Below are 926 nucleotides of genomic sequence, written 5' to 3'. Positions count from 1 at the left end.
GACGAGGACAGGGGCAGGGGCAGGGGCAGGGACGGCGTACGGCTGAGGTGGCGGTCGTGGCCACGGCCGCCGGGGAGCCGGAGCCGGCCGCGGCCACGGCGGAGGCTGGTCGCTGAAGGGCGTTGTCAGGGGCGTTGTCAGTGCCTGCCCCTACGCTCGGGAGCGATGGCACAGGCATGGAGATGCACGGGGCTGCGATGGTCGGCGGACGGCCCTGAACTGAGGTGGGACGGCGGTCGGCGCTCCACGCTGACCTGGGGGAAACGGGTGGCCTTCGGGGTCGCGGAAGGGGGAGTGCGGACATGCGTGGGAGCGCGGGGGCACGCGTGTCCGGTGCGGGCGACCGTGTCGGGGCGCAGCACGGGCGCGCGCTGCGAGGAGTGCGCGCGGCTGGACCGGGCGCACTCGGTGGCCGCCGACACGATCACGGACGACCCGCGCCCGTACCACGTATATCTGGCCTGGTTCGGCCCCGGCATGACCAAGGTCGGCATCACCGCCCTTGAACGCGGCTCGGCCCGGCTGCTGGAACAGGGAGCGATCTGCTTCACCTGGCTCGGCGCAGGCCCCCTGATGGCGGCGCGGCGCACGGAGGAACTGCTGCGGGCGGCCCTGCGGGTACCGGACCGTATTCCGTACGCCGACAAGCGGGCGGTGCGCTCCGAGTTGCCGGCGTCGGCGGCGGAGCGGGCGGCCGAGGTGGCGGACCTCCACGCCCGGGCAGTTGCGCTACAGGGCTGGCCGGACTCCCTCACCCGCGAGCCCTGCCAACCGGTCGACCACGCCCAGGTGTTCGGGCTGGCGGAGCTGCCGGACGCGGTCGGGGAGGTGACCGAGCTTGTCGCGGGCGGGATGGTGAGCGGGCGGTTGGTGGCGGCTGCGGGGCCGGATCTTCATGTGGAGACGGGCGGTGGGGACGGGGACGG

Annotated in this window: 1 protein-coding gene; it reads left to right on the top strand. The window is 74.4% G+C overall.

Going from position 1 to position 926, the window contains the following annotated elements:
* Positions 1–165: 165 nt before the first annotated feature.
* Positions 166–926: DUF2797 domain-containing protein (locus L0P92_RS44655; protein ID WP_234768841.1), on the top strand; the 761-nt coding region annotated here is incomplete at its 3' end.

This window comes from Streptomyces muensis (genome assembly GCF_021474425.1).
Taxonomy (GTDB): Bacteria; Actinomycetota; Actinomycetes; order Streptomycetales; family Streptomycetaceae; genus Streptomyces; species Streptomyces muensis.
Note: the sequence above shows the minus strand (reverse complement) of the source record. Positions and strands in the feature narration are given on the sequence as shown.